The following is a 15,501-nucleotide window of genomic DNA, read 5'->3' on the forward strand; positions in this document are numbered from 1 at the left end:
TGTTCATCAATGCAGCGATTGATGGATGATCGTTGCATGGCACTAACCACAAGTCGGGGGCAGGGTTCCTTCGGTACAGGCGCCATCCGCCTGTATGTGCGCCAACGTACGAAACTCGGTCGGCTCGAGATCGCCGGACAGGTAGGACCCGTGACGCCCAAGCCACGAGCGCACGTGATGCGCCACATCTCTCCGGCCTTTTTCGTCGCTCTGACGATATGCGCACCACTCCAGGTCCCTAGTCGTTTCTGAAAACGTCGGGCAGGTAATGACGGTCGATGATGGCGAGGGTCCTGTCGGGGCGAATGACATAGGTCTCCTCGACCCGCCGTCCCCATTCGTCCGTAAAGTCGTGGGGAAAAGTGGACCCGACCGGCGAACGGGTCAATCTGCCGTTCGGCTGACCCCTGTAGGTGATGCTGCCGACAATAGGAGAGAGCCCCTCGCCGTTTAGGTTCGAGGTGCAGCCCGTCAGCCAACCAATGCACAGGATGGTGGTCGCGATGATTTTCATGATGACTTCCGGTGTGACTATGACTGGCTGGCGAGACGTAAGGGCACCCGTGCATCGCGGAAAGGGCAACCACCCGGTTTCGGTTCGCAGTTGGCGTTAGGACCGATGTTTTACCCCAGACACGGCGTCGTTTCGGGCCTCGACCTCTTTGGCGACAGGCGCCCCGGCCTGAGGGGAAACAAAGCCTCTAGGCCGCGGACCTTCAGATGCAGGAAGGGCCGCAGATTATCCTACCTGCGGCCTTTGTTGCTAGATCATCACTTCGCCACCCGTAACCGGGATGACGGCGCCCGTCATGTAGCTGCCGAGGTCGCTTGCCAGAAGCACGTAGGCACCCGCCAGTTCGGCGGGCTGGCCGGCGCGGCCGATCAGCGTTTGCTCACCGAACTTGGCCGCCTTTTCCGCCGGCATTGTCGAGGGGATGAGTGGCGTCCAGATTGGACCGGGCGCCACGGCATTAACCCGGATCCCCTTGTCGGCGACCATTTCAGCCAGGCCGGCGGTGAAATTCAGCACCGCGCCTTTCGTGGATGCATAGGCGAGGAGTTGCGGCGAGGGCTGGCGCGACTGGATCGAGGTCGTGTTGATGATGGCGCTTCCCGGCTGCATGTGCGGAACCGCTGCCTTCGACAGGAAGAAGGGGGCATAGATGTTGGTGCGGAAGGTTTCGTCCCATTCGGCGGCAGAAATATCGCCGATGTCCGCGTAGGTGCGCTGGAAAGCAGCGTTGTTGACAAGGATGTCGATCCTTCCCAATCCGGCGACCGCCTGTTCGATCAACGCCTTGCAATGGTCTTCCGACTTGATGTCTCCGGGCGCGAGAACCGGCCTGCGCCCCGCTTGCTCGACCCACCTGGCCGTGTCACGGGCGTCCTCCTCCTCGTCGAGGTAGGAGATGACAATATCTGCTCCCTCGCGCGCGAACGCGATCGCCACGGCTTTTCCGATACCGGAATCGGCGCCGGTGATCAGTGCGACCTTGCCCTCAAGCTTGCCGTTGCCTTTGTAGGACTGTTCACCGTGATCGGGCACAGGCTGCATCTTTGCCGTGCTGCCCGGCGGCTGTTGCTGTTGTTCCGGATAAGGGGGCTTCGATCGCCGGATTTCTTCTGACATGTCGATCTCCTCAAAGGTTGCACAGGTCAAACAGACGGGCTCTTCCAATGTTCCTTTCGCGCAAGAGCTCGCTCAACATTTACCGTCGGCTCTTGCCAGTAACGGTGTCCTTTTCGATGTGTCCCCCAACGTTCTGGGGGAGCGGCCCTATCGATCGTCTTGGGACCGACATCAAGTGCCGCGCAAACCGTGTTGGCGCCAGTCGTTTTGTTCCTTGGCTAAAACGGGACCTGCGTGATCAGCAGCAGGGCGTTAATGGCCAGCGCCGCGGCAAGCAGCATTGCAAAAAGGCGCGGATACTCTTCCATCCTGTCCGCCGATCTCTGTTGCGCGGCCGTGTCGTGATCAGGGAATGCAAATCTTTCGGGCCAGCCTTCTATGGTTGCATCTCTATCATCTTTTCCATCGGCATCATGTTCTGCGTCAGATGATCCATGATCCAGATCGAGCCGAGGACAATCAGAAAGACCACCATAACCCCGAAAACCAGGGCCAGGACATTATTGGTATTGTCCGGGCCCGTCGTGATGTGGAGGAAGAACACCAGATGGACGCCCATCTGGGCGATCGCCAGTACAATGAGAGCAACCGGCACGGCGGGCGGGTAGATGATGTCGGATCCTGCCAGGGCAAAGGCTGCCACCGTCAGCAGTACAGAAAACCCAAGCCCGAGGCTGGCGTTGCGGATCCAATGGCCGGCATCCTCGGCCGGTTCATCGCCCGGCGAATGATCATGCTCACCGTGTGACCACGAACCCTCCAGGGACTGATCGCGCTCCAGGTCGCTCATGCTACCGCTCCCATCAGATAGACGATCGTGAAGATGCCGATCCAGACAATGTCGAGTGCGTGCCAAAAAAGATTGAAGCAGATCAGCCGATGATTGATTTCGGGCCGGAAGCCCTTGACCTGGATCTGCGCCATCATGGTGGCAAGCCACAGCCCGCCCGCCGTCACATGCACTCCGTGCAGGCCGACAAGGCCGAAGAAGGACGTCAACATCGCGCTGCGTTGCGGGGTGATGCCGCGGCTGGCGAGATCGACGAACTCCTGCAGTTCGAGCAGCACGAAGACGAGCCCGAGCAGGCCGGTCAGGAGAAGCAGGATTTGGGTCCACAAAAGATTGCGAGCATTGCTGGCCGCAAAAGACAGCATGCAGGTGTAGCTCGACAGGAGGAGCACTGCTGTCTCCCATCCGACACGGGGAATATCGACGATATCGCCGACAGTTGGTCCCCCGGCCGTCGCATGGCGTTGCACCGCAAAGGCCGCGAAAAAACAGGAAAAGATCACGATATCGCTCAAAAGGTAGATCCAGAAGCCATAGCCGACCAGGATCCTCTTTGCAGCCGGGCCGGTGGCACCCTGACCCGTTCCGGGTCGCGGGTCTCTGGCACCATGAGCCCTGTGTCCAAGCCGATGCGGGTCCTGCTGGACCCGGTGTAGCGCCTCCACGCTGGCCGGCAATCCTGCATCGCTCATGACCCGACCTCCTGGCTGCTCAACCGCTCAAGAAGGGCTTCCCGGGATGCGCGCCGCGCCCTCTCGACGCGGGCCACCTCCTCGGCCGGAACCTCGAATTCGTGCACGTCACGCCAGGCAAAGACGACGAAGCCCGCAAAGGCGGCGACAAGCGCTGCAATCGCCAACCACCAGATGTACCAGATCATTGCAAAGCCGAAGACGGTCGAGAAGAACGCCGTATAGATGCCGACCGGACTGTTGATGGGCATCTCGATCGGGTGGTATTGCGGCTCGGGCGACAGCTGCTGTGTCTCGATAGCTTTCTGCTTGATGCCCCAGTAGGCCTCCTCTCCCTCGACATTGGGCATCACCGCGAAATTGAAGAAGGGCGGAGGTGAGGGCGTCGCCCATTCAAGGGACCGGCCATCCCATGGATCGCCCGTCGTGTCGCGGAGCCTGTCGCGGTTGCGGATACTGACCACCAGCTGCACGACCTGGCATATCACTCCGATGACGAGAATGACGATGCCAGCCACCGACACGTAGAGCCACGGTCGCCATTCCTCGAAATTGATGTGCTGCAAGCGGCGCGTCATGCCGTCGAGGCCAAGGACGTAAAGTGGTGTGAAGGTGACCCAGAAGCCAATGAACGCGCACCAGAAGGCAGCCTTGCCCCAGCCGGCATGAAGACGGAAGCCGAAGGCCTTTGGAAACCAGTATTCCATCCCGGCAAAGATGCCGAAGACGACGCCGCCGATGATCACATTGTGAAAATGGGCGACCAGGAACATGGAATTATGCGTCATGAAATCGGCGGGTGGCACTGCAAGCAGAACGCCCGTCAGCCCGCCGATGATGAAGGTGAAGATGAAGCCCATCGACCATAACATCGGCACTTCGAAGCGGATGCGTCCGCCATACATCGTGAAGATCCAGTTGTAGATCTTCACGCCGGTGCCGACCGCAATGATGCTCGACGAGATGCCGAAAAAAGTATTGACGGCGGCACCCGCGCCCATCGTGAAGAAGTGATGCAGCCAGACAAGCATCGAGACGACGCAGATGAACAGCGTCGCGGCGACCATCGAGCGGTAGCCGAACAGCGGCTTTCCCGAAAAGGTCGAGAAGATTTCGGAGAAGATTCCGAAGGCAGGGAGCACCAGGATGTAGACCTCCGGATGGCCCCATGCCCAGATCAGATTGACGAACATCATCGGATTGCCGCCGGCGGTGTTGGTGAAATAGTGCCAGCCGACATAGCGGTCGAGGGTGAGCATGGCGAGCGTCGCGGTCAGGATCGGGAAGGCGGCGACGATGAGCAGGCAGGAGGCAAGTGCGGTCCAGCAGAAGACCGGCATGCGCAGGTAATCCATCCCGCGGCAGCGCATTTTCAGAACGGTCGTGACGATGTTGATGCCGGTAATCAGCGTGCCGATGCCCGATATTTGAACGGCCCAGAGATAATAATCCACTCCAACGCCGGGACTATAGGTGGTCTGGCTGAGCGGCGGGTAGGGCAGCCAGCCGGTGCGGGCAAATTCGCCGATGAACAGAGACAGGTTGACGAGCAGGGCGCCGCTTGCTGTGAGCCAGAAGCCGACCTGGTTGAAGGTCGGGAATGCAACGTCGCGCACTCCGAGTTGCAGGGGCACGAGGAAATTCATGAAGCCGAGCACGAGCGGCATGGCGCCGAACAGGATCATGATCGTGCCATGCGCCGAAAAGATCTGATTATAGTGTTCGGGCGGCAGGTAGCCGGGCGCGTTGACGGCGATCGCCTGTTGCGTGCGCATCATGATCGCGTCCGCAAATCCGCGGATCAGCATCAAGACGCCAAGCAGACAGTACATGATGCCGATGCGCTTGTGATCGACGCTGGTGATCCATTCGCTCCAGAGATAAGGCCACCATCCCCTGACCGTCACCAGGGCAAGGATGCCGATCGCAATCAGAATGACGATCGCCGATGTGATCAGCGGGATAGGCTGGGACAGAGGAATTGCAGACAGGTCGAGCTTTCCGAACATGTCAATCCTTTCCGCCTGTCGAAACTTCGCGCCCGGCATGATCCGGCGCTTCGGGTTGCGGACCGGGGCCGGGCGGGATCATCTGACGGACAATGTCGTCAAACAGTCCTGGATCCTCAATCCGGTAGGTCGCTTGCTCGACACGCTGGCTCTGGTGCGTCAATGCGGTGTAGCTGTCGCGGTCGAGATTTTGTCCGCCCGACTTGATGCGATCGATCCAGGCGCCGAAATCGGCCGTTGCAAGACTGGAGACGTCGAACTGCATGTCGGAAAAGCCGTCTCCGGAAAATTGCGCGGATATGCCCCACATGGTTTCGGGCTGGTCGGCCTGCAGATGTAGCTGGGACACCATGCCTGGCATCGCATAGATCATCGATCCGAGCCGCGGGACGAAAAACGCGTTGAAGACGCTGGCAGAGGTGATGGAGAAGTGAACAGGCCGGCCCGACGGCACGACAAGCCGGTTGACGCTTGCAACGCCTTGCTCCGGGTAGATGAACAGCCACTTCCAGTCCAGGGAGACAACCTGGACTTCGAGCGGGGGGGCGTTCGAGGGAAGAGGCCGGAACGGGTCCAGCCGATGCGAACCGATCCAGATAAGCCCGCCGATGAACATGATTGTGAGGATCGGGATCGACCAGACGACCGCTTCGATACGACCTGAATAGGACCAGTAGGGCAGATACTCCGCGCTTGTGTTGGAGGCCCGATAGCGCCACGCCATCCAGAAAGCCAGGATAAGGGTCGGCACCACGATCGCCAGCATGACGACAGTCGCGTCGATGAGGATCGCCGCGTTGCCGCGACCGACCGGGCCTGCTGGATTTAGGATATTCAGTGAGCAGGAAGACAGCAATGATGAAATCACGCAAGGGGCGCAGCGTCGCGCCGCACCGCTGCCCCAAGGCCCGGGTAAAGTGAAACCGCTCATGCGCTCTCCCTCGGTTGAGGCCGGCCGAACCGGCCGAACGCGAAAAAGTTCCAGCAACCCGCGATTTTCGCTGCCGGTGCGCTTACGGCGCGCAAGAGCCGCTGGAGCCGGAGCGGCTGTCGCGAAGCGGCGCAAATGCGCAGTCGCTCAAGCCAGCAGCATCGACGCGGCTTTTTGTGTGGCTTGCACTTCTCCTGATGATGATCGCTCCTGTCCGCATTGGCGTTCTGTCGCGCCTGCGGTTTTTCAAAGGGATCGGTCCGGAACATTTTCCATCTGCGCCGGTTTGAGAAGCAGCAGGAGGAGGGCGCGCGGCTGTGGCCTATGTCGGATCGCAGGAAGGTAGCCGTCGAGACCGGCCAAGGCGCTTGGCAAGGCTGCGGTTCCGGCTTCTTTTGATCTGCACGCTTGTCGCAGTCGCCGCAGGCGCCGCAACCTGGCAGCTGACGGCGCCACGTCCGGCCTTTGAGCGTCCACCGCCAGATCTCGTCCCAGGCAATGTCGAGCGTGGCAGGACTGTTTTTTTTGCCGGCGGCTGCGCCTCCTGCCACGCTTCCCCCGGTCAACCGGACCGGTTGCGCCTGGGTGGCGGCTTCGCTTTGGCCTCGCCCTACGGCACCTTTCGGGTTCCCAATATCTCCCCTGACCGGCAAGCCGGGATCGGCGCCTGGTCGGTGACGGATCTCGCCAATGCGCTTCTGTCGGGCGTCTCGCCAGACAATGCCCATTATTATCCTGCATTCCCCTATTCAAGTTATACCGGCATGACGCTCGAGGACGTCAGGGATCTTTATGCCTTCCTGCAAAGTCTGGAGCCGGTGTCGGAGCGCTCGAAACCGCATGAGCTGGCGCTGCCTTTTCGCATCAGGCGCTTCGTCGGTTTCTGGAAACTGTTGTTTTTCAGGCCGCGCCATGTCGAAGACGCTCGCGCTGGCCAAACGGTCAGCGATCGTGGCAGATATCTGGTGGAGGTCCTTGGCCATTGCGCCGAATGCCATTCCACCCATAACGCCTTCGGAGCCGTCAAGCCGTCGACGCGCTTTGCCGGCGGAGCGAATGTCGACGGTGTCGGTTTCGTCCCCAACATCACGCCGCAGCGGCTGGCATCCTGGTCTGTCGAAGACATTGCCGAAATGCTCAAGAGCGGAAAGACGCCCGATCATGGCCAGATCGGATGGTCGATGGCGGACGTGGTCGAAAATACCGCCGAGTTGTCGCAGGACGATCGTCTCGCCATTGCGAGCTACCTGAAGTCGCTCCCGCCCAAGGATACGCCGAAGCCGTGAAAGGCAGCCTTCAGTGGGCGTAGAGATAGGCGGCAATATCACGGGCCTCGGCCGGCGTAATTCCCGTGACAGGCATGGCTGTTCTCGGGGAGTAAGCCGGCGGCGTGACAATCCAGCCAACGAGGTTGTCCGGTGTGTTGTTGAGAACGCCGGCTATATAGACCCGTTCGGATAGTCCGCCCAATGACCCGCCGACCTTGCCATCCGCGCCGGCAACGCCCGTAATAGTATGGCATCCGCTGCAGCCATATTGACGCAAGAGGGCCGGGGCCCGCCGCGGATCTCCACCTGTCATTGCGATCGCCGACGCCACCTGTTGCGAGCGTTTCTGGAAGCTGTTGACGCCGACCATGGCGCCAATGAAAACAAGGATGAGGGCGGCCGGCACGAATACGCCCAGCCGCAGGTCAATGGTGGGCTGCTTGGGTTCCATCGGGGCCTCCTTTGGCGGAATTGTGGATCCAGAGGGCCATCAGCGCCAGGGCTGCGCCAGCATAGACGATGCCAGCTGGCACCCACATGATCAGGCCGGCGATCTGCTGGTCCTCGAGCGGGGTCATGCCCCATGCCGACGCGTCGCGCGTTTCAAACTGATAGCGCACATCCGGCGCCAGCGTGATCAGCGCTCCAAGCAGGCTCATGTGCATCATGGTGACAAAAAGATGCCACACGGCCATCCCCCTGTTGGCGGTCCAGAGAACCGCCCACCAGAATATCAAGGCGCTCAGAAAGAAGCTCAGATGCTGCAGCCGGTGAAGACCAATGTTTGTGACCGCTGCGTCGAAAAGCGGCGGCGCGTGCCAGGCCCATATCGCCATGCCGTGCAGAAAGGTGGCGAGCGTACCGCTTGTCAGCCGTGACCAGGTTGAACGCAACGGCCTCGATCCGACAACCTTTGCGCATAATGCTCGGGCGGTTTGCGGCAGTCCCCAGAGCATGAGGGCGAGTGGACGCGAAAGCACCATCAAGGGGGCAGCGAGAGCCATGATGACCTCGTGTTCGATCATGTGCATGCTGAAAAGCTTCTCGCCAAGCTCGTGCAGCGGCGACACGAGGGCGAATGTGAGCACGCTCCAGCCGGACCAGAAGCTCAACGAGCTGCGAGCAAGCCTGCGCAGGCCGCGGCGGCTGCGGTGGCCGAGTTTGCGCTGCCCCTGACCATAGAGCAGTGCGATGATCACGAGCGGAGTGACGATCCACGGATCGAGCGTCAAGGACAGGGCCGGATGGGGATGACCGTCATGGGCAAACGCCGTCGCCGGGATCAGCATGTTGAATGGGACCGTCAAGGCCAAGATGACCGGACACCGTTTCATAGCCTTGGGATCCAGTAGATGCAGCCGTAGAGCGGCAGCCAGGTCGCAACCACGAAGTTCCAGTAGAGGGCGTTGTCCTCCACGTCCCCGTAGCGGCGCAGGTTGTCGCCGTGGCGCGAAAACATCAGGCAGGTCAAAACCAGCGTATCGGCGAGATCGGTCAGGATATGGGTCGTATGCAGGCCGAGCATCACCCACAGGATCGACCCGTAGGCATTGTCGTCCCAGCGTATGTTAAGGGCTGGGAACTCGAAGATGCGCGGCACGAGGGGCACGATGCCGAAGATCGACATGATCACGAGCCCGATCCTGACCTTGCGGAGGTCGCGCTGTCCGGCCCAGCGCGTGACAAGCAGGTTCGGAACAAGGCTTGCCAGAAGCAGAACCGTGAGAATGGTCCCAGGCAACAGGTCCGGCGGCGGCGCGTTCAACGGCCAGGACGGCGCGTTGGCCATGAGGTAGAGATAGACGGCGATCGCCAGGGCAAAACCGCTGCCCTCGATCAGCATGAAGGCGCTCGTACCCCAAAAGGTCAAGCTGGCCGTGCCGGTCGCATGCAGGGGAAGATGCGACAGATCGAGAACGACTTTCTCCTTCATGATTCATCCTCCGGCGTTCGCTTCGGCCAAAACCAGCAGGTCAGGGCGATTGCGATCGGAACAGCGCCCCAGACCACCGCCCAGGCGCTGAACATCGAACCGATCAGCATGACGGTCGTTGCGAGCGCCGCCACGAGCGGCCAGATCGAATCTGCCGGCGAGGATTCGCGCGCTTCAGGTTCGGCTGCAACGACGCTGCTGACGACGAGTTCGCGCCGGTCGACCCGCAGACCGGTGGCGACCGGCAGCTCCGATGATGCCTGCCAGAGGGGGTCGCGCGACTGCACGACCGGAATGCGTGCGAAGTTATAGGGCGGCGGCGGTGAGGCAGTTGCCCATTCGAGCGAAGCGCAATTCCAGGGATTGGGGCCGGCGACCTTTCCGCTGCGCAGACTGCGGATGGCATCGATGAAAAACAGGCCGAAACCAGCAGCCAGAACGAATGCGCTGACGCTGACAAAGAGGTTCATACCGGACCAGGGAAGTTCCGGCGGATAGGTATAGACCCTGCGTGGCATGCCCGCGAGGCCAAGAATATGCATCGGAAAGAAAGTCAGGTGAAAGCCCGCGAAAATCAGGCCAAAGACGATGCGCCCAAGCTTTTCGCTCATCATCCTGCCTGTCATCTTGGGAAACCAGTAATAAATGGCACCCACCAGCGGAAACACAGCGCCCCCAACGAGGACGTAATGAAAATGCGCTACGACGAAGTAGGTGTCGTGAACCTGCGTGTCGAGCGGCACGGATGCGACCATCACCCCGGTCATCCCGCCCATCACGAAGGTGATGAGAAAGCCGATGACGAACAGCATCGGCGTCTTGAAAAGCGGTCTGCCGCTCCACAAGGTCGCGAGGAAGCAGAAGATCTGGGTGCCGGCCGGGATGGCGATCGCCATGCTCGAAGCGGTAAAGAAGCTGCTTCCCGAGGGCGGCAGCCCGGCCACGAACATGTGATGCACCCAAAGGCCGAAAGACAGAAAACCTGTAGCGATCAGTGCCATGACAAGTGCCAGATATCCAAAGACAGGCCGCTGCGAAAACGGCGAGATCATCGCCGAGACCATGCCGACGGCCGGCAGGAAGATGATGTAGACTTCCGGGTGGCCGAAAAACCAGAAGAGGTGCTGCCACAAAAGCACGTCCCCCCCCTCGGCCGGATTGTAGAAATGCGTGCCGACCAGCCGGTCGAGGATAAGCGAGGAACTGGCGAACATGATCGCCGGCATCGCGATGATCACCAGGAAGGATGTTACCAGCATCGACCAGACAAAGACCGGAATGCGATCGAGGGACATGCCTGGCGCCCGCTGCTTGAACACGGTCACGACGATCTCGACGGCAACTGCAAGGGCCGACAGTTCGGTGAAGGTGATCATCTGAGCCCAGATGTCGGCGCGTTTTCCGGCACCATATTCAGGACCAGATAGTGGCACATAAGCGAACCAGCCGACATCGGGGGCCGCGTCGAGCGCCACGGCGATCCAGAGAACGAGACCGCCGGCGAGGAAGATCCAGTAGGAGAAGGCGTTGAGGCGTGGAAAGGCGATGTTGCGCGTGCCCACCATGAGTGGCACCAGATAGACACCCATCGCTTCCATGACCGGCACCGCAAACAGGAACATCATGTTCGAGCCGTGCGTCGTGAAGATCTGATTATAGCGGTCGGCGCTGAGAAAGCGTGCTTCCGGAAAGGCGAGCTGCACGCGCATGACCAGGGCCAGGACGCCGCCAAGCGCCAGAAAAACGAACGCGGTGACGATGTAACGCCGCGCGATGATCTTGTGATCGACGGTTGTCAGTGCGCCCCAGATGCCTTTTCCTGACTGCCATGTCCGGCGAAGGCGCGGTTCCAGATCTTCCCGCTCGACCTCGACATCCAGAACCTGCGCGGTGGATGAGCTGTTCATCGCAATGTCTCCAGGAAAGCCGTCACCTGTCGAAGTTCCTCGCTCGTCATGGGGACCAGCGGCATGTTGTTGCCGGGCTTGATCGTCTGCGGGTCGGCAATCCAGGCGGCAAGCGAGCCGGCGCTATTTTGCAATACGCCGGCCGCAAGCAGGCGCCTGGAGGCGACATGGGTCAGATCTGGACCCGATGTGCCCTTTGCCTCGGTGCCACGGATCGTATGGCAGGCGGCGCACGGCTTGCGCATGAAGACGTCGCGCCCGGCAATGACGGCGGCGTCCTGCGACACGACAGCGCTCCGGCGCTGGCTCTCCAGCCATTGACGATAAGCCTCCGGTTCCTGTGCGACAACTTCGAGTGCCATGTGGGCGTGCTGAAGGCCGCAGAATTCGGCGCATTGGCCCCGGTAGATGCCGGGCCTTTCAGCATGGAGCGTGATCGTATTGTCGCGGCCGGGCACAAGGTCCTGCTTGCCGGCAAGCGACGGAACCCAGAAGGAGTGGATGACGTCGGTGGCCTGCAAGCGCAGGCGCACATCCTGGCCGACGGGAATGTGCAGTTCGTTTGCCGTCTGAAATCCCGTCGACCTATCGTCGCCGTCATAGTCGAAACGCCACCACCATTGCTCGCCACGCACGAGGATGGCAGCGGAGGATGCCTCTTTATATTCCGGGAACCGGTCGGACGTGAAGCTTACGACGGTCAGCAGGACGATGATTGCCGCGGTCGAAACAACGGCCACCGTCACGACCACCGAGATCTGCCGCTCCTGCGCGCCCTCGCTGTCCTTCCGGCTTGGCTTGCGCAGAAGCGACCAGACCAGTGCCCCCATGACGAGGAGAAAGACGCTCGTGCAGACAAAGACGAAGAAGAGGATGATGCGGAGAAGGTCGGCGGCCGCCGGCCCCCTCGGATCGAGCGCCGACTGCACCCCCGTGCATCCTGCCGTAAAGACCGCAAGAAAGAGACACGATACGATCGATACCTGTTTCATTGTCGACGATCCAGTCGCCGCATGCCGACCGGCCCCTCCTGGAACAAACCCGCCGCAGGGGCCCTGTTTTCGGCCGGCCTGCTGTTCTTCTCGTCGTTGCGGGCCGGCGCGGTATATTTTGCCTGATAGGCTCCGACCGTTCTGAGATAACCGGCAAGCTGCCAGATCTCGTCGATGGTCATGCGATCTGCGAACGCCGGCATGCCATGCGGGCGGCCGTCGCGTATGGACGCCACCAATGTTTCCATCTCTGGTCCGTAGGACCACCATCCGTCGAGAAAGGACGGTCCGCTCAGTCCCCGGCCGTCGCCGTGGCAGGCCGGGCAGCCGAACCAGGTATAAAGCCGCTTGCCCTGGCTGAGATCATAGGCAGTGTTCTCATAGGGCATTCCGATTGCAAAATAGACCTCAGGGGGCGTGCCGCCAATACCATTTGCCATCAGCCGGACGTCATTCAAGGATGCAGAGACAGGGGGCGGCGCCCGATATTGACGTGATTGCCGCATCCAGCCGAGCATCGCCCCGGCACAAGCCGCGCCGAGAACGCAGGATGTCACCAGCAGCCAGCGCCGTGCGACCATTGGCATGGCTCATCTCGTTTGGCGTTGTCCCGCCGAAGCTGTCATCCGAACTGGCAACAGCTTATAGGACGGGGTCTTGGCCTTGGGATCGTGATGGTCCAGCGGAAACAGCGGATTGGCCTCCGGATAATAGGCAGCGCAGGAACCGGACGGGATCTGATAGGGAACCAGGGAAAAGCCCTCGACGCGGCGTAGCCGCTTTCCATCGACGGCAGTCGTCAGGTCGACGAGGTCGCCGGCGGCAAAGCCGAGACGCAGCATGTCGGCTTCGTTCACGAAGACCACACGCCGCGTGCCCTTGATGCCCCTGTAGCGGTCGGTAAAGCCGTAAATCGTCGTGTTGAACTGGTCGTTCGATCGCAATGTCAGTAGATTGAACGTCTCCTCGCTGCCTGGCGTCACTTCAAGCTCCGGAAAAAGCCGCTGCGGCGTGATGAAGTTTGCCTTGCCGTTCGGCGTCGTCCATTTACGTTCGCGCGCCGGAACCGATCGTGTGATGCCGCCCGGCTGGAACATCTTCAGATTGAAGTCCTTGAAGGTTTCCGGATAGGTCTGCTCGATGGCATCGCGAATGCGCGTGTAATCGCCGACCCAGCCATCCCAGTCGACGATGCCCCTGCGCAGGCTTGCCTTGGCGATGCCCGCAATGATTGCCGGCTCGGACAGGAGGTCGGGGCTTGCCGGCCTGGCACGACCGCGTGAACCGTGAAAGTGGGCCGTGGAGCTTTCCATCGACACGGCTTGCGGCCCGGACTCCTGTTCATCCACCTCGGTTCGCCCAAGACAGGGCAGGAGATAGGCGACCTCGCCGTGGATCACATGGCTGCGATTGAGCTTGGTGGCGATCTGGACGGTCAGGCGAAGCTTTCTCCAGCCCGCTTCGACGGCTTCGGTATCGGGGACGGCGCGCAGGAAGTTGCCGCCGAGGCCGATAAAGGCACGTGCCTTGCCCTCGATGATCGCCTTGCAGGTGTCGATCGTCGATCGCCCCTCCGAACGTGGCGGCTCGAACTGATAGAGCTGTGACAGCTTGTCGAGCGGCACGAGCCCTGGCTTTTCGGTGATCCCCACAGTACGTTGGCCCTGAACGTTCGAATGGCCGCGCACAGCACAGATATTGGCGCCGGGCTTGCCGATATTGCCGCGAAGAAGCGCAAGATTGGCGACCATCTGCACATTCTCGACCCCCATGACCTGCTGGGTCAGGCCCATGCCGTAGATGATGAGGACGGCCTTGGCATTGGCATAGATCTCTGCAGCCTGCCGCATCTGGGCCTGGCTGAGGCCGGACACATGTTCAAGCGCGCTCCAGTCGTGACGTCGACACGCTTGGGCGAATTCCTCAAACCCCGCCGTGTGATCGTCGATGAAAACGTGATCGAGAACATGTTTCTTGTCAGCGGCGGCCATCGAGGCGGCGAAAGCGACGTCGGCGGCATTGTCCGGATCCTTGGGAATAGCGTCTGTGCCGCTGATCCGGCTTGTCTTCGATTGCTTCAACGCGTCATCGGCCTCGACGAGAGCCTTGCAGACGCCGAAAAGCGCGGCGACGTCCCCGCCATTGCGCAGCTGATAGTAGTGAGAGGAAATCGGCGTCTTGTGCCCGGTCAACATCTGCGCCGGGTCCTGCGGGTTGATGAAATTTTCCAGCCCCGGTTCTGGCAGCGGGTTGAAGGTGACGATCTTCACGCCCCTTTCGACCGCCTCCTGCAGGTCATGCAGCATTCTCGGCGACGATGTGGCGACGTTCTGGGCAATATAGAAGATACAGTCGCAATTCTGGAAATCGGTGAGATCCGCGGTCCCGACGGTTGCTCCGATGCTCGTCGGCAGGCCGACGGACGTGCTTTCGTGGCACATGTTGGAGGAATCGGGCAGGTTGTTGGTGCCGTAAAGCCTTGCCAGCAGCTGGTACATGTAGGCCGTTTCCAGCGAGGCTCGCCCGGACGTATAGAAGTCCACTTCGTCAGCGGAAAGCGCCTGGAGCTCGGCACCGATTTCGGCGAAGGCCGCCTCCCAGGCAACCGGCTCATAGCGATCGGTCTCGGCGTTCCAGCGCATCGGCTGCGTCAGCCGGCCGCGCTCTTCCAGATCATAGTCGCTCCAGGCCTCGAGCTCCCGAAGAGTGGTCGAGGCGAAGAATTTTTGATCGGCGCGCCTGCTCGTCGCCTCCCAGGCGGTGGCCTTGGCGCCGCTTTCGCAAAATTCCAATGCGCGCGGCTTGGCGGGCTTTGCCCAGGCACAGCTTGCGCACATGTAGCCGTCAGGCTTGTTGTGGTGCGACAGCAGCGACATGCCGGAGGTTACGACATGTTCGCGCACAAGAATTTCAGTCAGCGCGCGTGCCGAGCCCCATCCTCCGGCCGTTCGGTCGTGCGGCCCCAAAAGCGGTTCATCGTCCTGGCGTACCGACATGACTTTCTCTCCCTCTGTTGCCGTTCCGGCGCATTCTGTCTCATGCCCGCAGGTGGCGTTTGCGCCACCGCGGGCTGCTTTCTCGTTCACGGGCAAACGGGGTTTGCCCGTGGCAGATCGCCGCCGTCATCGCCACCTTCCGCCCGTTTTCAAGGGGGCGGTCTCATGCCGCGTGACCGATGGCGCGATGCCGCACATCTCGCATCTCGACCTGTCCTAACCGGCCAGCCATCGAACTGTTCCGCGCAGTCAAAAAAATATCGGCGCACGATATAAAAGCGGCTCATGTTTTCGCTTCCGGCTGGTCGGGCCGCTCGTGCGGCGCCGCGCTGGCAAGCGCATCGATCTCCATT

General features: G+C 61.0%; 14 protein-coding genes. 1 reads left to right on the top strand and 13 read right to left on the bottom strand.

The features are described 5' to 3' along the window. Positions 1-238: 238 nt before the first annotated feature. From FHT93_RS19505 to cyoA, 6 genes are all read right to left on the bottom strand, one after another. Complete coding sequence (locus FHT93_RS19505; protein ID WP_112543267.1) at positions 239-514, bottom strand: hypothetical protein; 276 nt, start codon at positions 512-514, stop codon at positions 239-241. 249 nt (positions 515-763) lie between these two features. Next, positions 764-1,630: an SDR family oxidoreductase gene (locus tag FHT93_RS19510; RefSeq protein ID WP_183849009.1), complete on the bottom strand. Its 867-nt coding sequence runs from the start codon at positions 1,628-1,630 to the stop codon at positions 764-766. 376 nt (positions 1,631-2,006) lie between these two features. Next, positions 2,007-2,420, bottom strand: a complete 414-nt coding sequence (gene cyoD / locus FHT93_RS19515; protein WP_183849011.1) for a cytochrome o ubiquinol oxidase subunit IV — start codon at positions 2,418-2,420, stop codon at positions 2,007-2,009. Then, entirely contained in the window at positions 2,417-3,112 is a 696-nt protein-coding gene (locus tag FHT93_RS19520) for a cytochrome c oxidase subunit 3 (RefSeq protein ID WP_112543269.1), read from the bottom strand. The genes cyoD and FHT93_RS19520 overlap by 4 nt, the downstream gene beginning before the upstream one ends. Further along, positions 3,109-5,121, bottom strand: coding sequence for a cbb3-type cytochrome c oxidase subunit I (locus tag FHT93_RS19525; protein WP_183849013.1), 2,013 nt, complete (start codon positions 5,119-5,121; stop codon positions 3,109-3,111). The genes FHT93_RS19520 and FHT93_RS19525 overlap by 4 nt, the downstream gene beginning before the upstream one ends. Before the next feature lies 1 nt (position 5,122). Beyond that, positions 5,123-6,052, bottom strand: a complete 930-nt coding sequence (cyoA, locus tag FHT93_RS19530) for a ubiquinol oxidase subunit II (protein ID WP_183849015.1) — start codon at positions 6,050-6,052, stop codon at positions 5,123-5,125. Between the two features lie 443 nt (positions 6,053-6,495). On the opposite strand from cyoA, the gene FHT93_RS19535 reads away from it, so the two are divergent. Then, entirely contained in the window at positions 6,496-7,338 is an 843-nt protein-coding gene (locus FHT93_RS19535; RefSeq protein WP_246781684.1) for a cytochrome c, read from the top strand. A 10-nt stretch (positions 7,339-7,348) separates the two neighbouring features. Here the strand turns inward: FHT93_RS19535 and FHT93_RS19540 are convergent, their stop codons facing one another. The 7 genes from FHT93_RS19540 to FHT93_RS19570 are packed head-to-tail and all read right to left on the bottom strand — an operon-like array spanning position 7,349 to position 15,148. Continuing rightward, the gene (locus FHT93_RS19540; RefSeq protein WP_113208057.1) at positions 7,349-7,690 is read right to left on the bottom strand and encodes a c-type cytochrome; all 342 of its coding nucleotides are present in this window, start codon (positions 7,688-7,690) and stop codon (positions 7,349-7,351) included. Between the two features lie 55 nt (positions 7,691-7,745). After that, positions 7,746-8,633: a cytochrome c oxidase assembly protein gene (locus FHT93_RS19545; RefSeq protein ID WP_246781653.1), complete on the bottom strand. Its 888-nt coding sequence runs from the start codon at positions 8,631-8,633 to the stop codon at positions 7,746-7,748. Positions 8,634-8,650: 17 nt separating this feature from the next. Next, entirely contained in the window at positions 8,651-9,253 is a 603-nt protein-coding gene (locus FHT93_RS19550; protein WP_112543273.1) for a cytochrome c oxidase subunit 3, read from the bottom strand. Beyond that, positions 9,250-11,160 (bottom strand): cytochrome c oxidase subunit I, encoded by a 1,911-nt coding sequence (gene ctaD / locus FHT93_RS19555; RefSeq protein WP_183849019.1) that lies wholly within the window; start codon positions 11,158-11,160, stop codon positions 9,250-9,252. Before ctaD ends, FHT93_RS19550 begins: the two co-directional genes overlap by 4 nt. Further along, entirely contained in the window at positions 11,157-12,152 is a 996-nt protein-coding gene (gene coxB / locus FHT93_RS19560) for a cytochrome c oxidase subunit II (RefSeq protein WP_183849021.1), read from the bottom strand. The genes ctaD and coxB overlap by 4 nt, the downstream gene beginning before the upstream one ends. Continuing rightward, positions 12,149-12,733 carry a cytochrome c gene (locus tag FHT93_RS19565; protein WP_246781685.1) on the bottom strand — a complete coding sequence of 195 codons (585 nt, stop codon included), beginning with the start codon at positions 12,731-12,733 and terminating at the stop codon, positions 12,149-12,151. The genes coxB and FHT93_RS19565 overlap by 4 nt, the downstream gene beginning before the upstream one ends. 9 nt (positions 12,734-12,742) lie before the next feature. Further along, positions 12,743-15,148 carry an FdhF/YdeP family oxidoreductase gene (locus tag FHT93_RS19570; RefSeq protein WP_183849023.1) on the bottom strand — a complete coding sequence of 802 codons (2,406 nt, stop codon included), beginning with the start codon at positions 15,146-15,148 and terminating at the stop codon, positions 12,743-12,745. Between the last annotated feature and the right edge of the window lie 353 nt (positions 15,149-15,501).

This window comes from Rhizobium sp. BK379, assembly GCF_014193955.1.
Classification (GTDB): Bacteria; Pseudomonadota; Alphaproteobacteria; order Rhizobiales; family Rhizobiaceae; genus Rhizobium.

Bases quoted from the DNA above. Each gene is read 5' to 3' on its own strand.
- FHT93_RS19525 (WP_183849013.1), bottom strand. From the start codon at position 5,121: ATGTTCGGAAAGCTCGACCTGTCTGCAATTCCTCTGTCCCAGCCTATC.
- FHT93_RS19505 (WP_112543267.1), bottom strand. From the start codon at position 514: ATGAAAATCATCGCGACCACCATCCTGTGCATTGGTTGGCTGACGGGC.
- FHT93_RS19520 (WP_112543269.1), bottom strand. From the start codon at position 3,112: ATGAGCGATGCAGGATTGCCGGCCAGCGTGGAGGCGCTACACCGGGTC.
- FHT93_RS19540 (WP_113208057.1), bottom strand. From the start codon at position 7,690: ATGGTCGGCGTCAACAGCTTCCAGAAACGCTCGCAACAGGTGGCGTCG.
- FHT93_RS19550 (WP_112543273.1), bottom strand. From the start codon at position 9,253: ATGAAGGAGAAAGTCGTTCTCGATCTGTCGCATCTTCCCCTGCATGCG.
- ctaD (WP_183849019.1), bottom strand. From the start codon at position 11,160: ATGAACAGCTCATCCACCGCGCAGGTTCTGGATGTCGAGGTCGAGCGG.
- FHT93_RS19565 (WP_246781685.1), bottom strand. From the start codon at position 12,733: ATGGTCGCACGGCGCTGGCTGCTGGTGACATCCTGCGTTCTCGGCGCG.
- coxB (WP_183849021.1), bottom strand. From the start codon at position 12,152: ATGAAACAGGTATCGATCGTATCGTGTCTCTTTCTTGCGGTCTTTACG.
- FHT93_RS19510 (WP_183849009.1), bottom strand. From the start codon at position 1,630: ATGTCAGAAGAAATCCGGCGATCGAAGCCCCCTTATCCGGAACAACAG.
- cyoD (WP_183849011.1), bottom strand. From the start codon at position 2,420: ATGAGCGACCTGGAGCGCGATCAGTCCCTGGAGGGTTCGTGGTCACAC.
- cyoA (WP_183849015.1), bottom strand. From the start codon at position 6,052: ATGAGCGGTTTCACTTTACCCGGGCCTTGGGGCAGCGGTGCGGCGCGA.
- FHT93_RS19570 (WP_183849023.1), bottom strand. From the start codon at position 15,148: ATGTCGGTACGCCAGGACGATGAACCGCTTTTGGGGCCGCACGACCGA.